Source organism: Erwinia sp. PME.40.26/001 (assembly GCF_055556675.1).
This window is the reverse complement of the sequence record NZ_JBVHNP010000069.1, coordinates 1-320: the sequence shown is the minus strand read 5'-3', so window position 1 is coordinate 320 and position 320 is coordinate 1. Positions and strand designations below refer to the sequence as shown.

General features: G+C 67.2%; 1 protein-coding gene. It reads left to right on the top strand.

Features of this window, described 5'->3' with window-relative positions; translation table 11 throughout:
• Positions 1-320, top strand: a 320-nt coding sequence (locus ACZ3HG_RS23265; RefSeq protein WP_465334680.1) for an ATPase, T2SS/T4P/T4SS family, incomplete at both ends; no start/stop codon positions are given.

The following is a 320-nucleotide window of genomic DNA, read 5'->3' as shown; positions in this document are numbered from 1 at the left end:
CTACCTGCACAAGATCAACGACCGCCACCCGCGAGTGGTCTCACTCGAGGCGAAGCCGGGGGAGGGGGAGCGTGGCGCCGATGGGCGGCTGCCCGGCGAGATCACCCCCGAAGACCTGGTCTACGACACCCTCCGACTGGACACCCAGCGCTTCATCGTCGGCGAGGTCCGCGGCCCTGAGATCTACGCCATGATGCAGGCCATGCAGTCCAGTGTCGGGTCGCTGTCCACCCTGCACGCCGCCAGCGCAGACGACTCGATCGACCGCATGTCGGCGCTGATGCTGTCCCGTGGCAACAACACGACCCTCGTGTACGCCT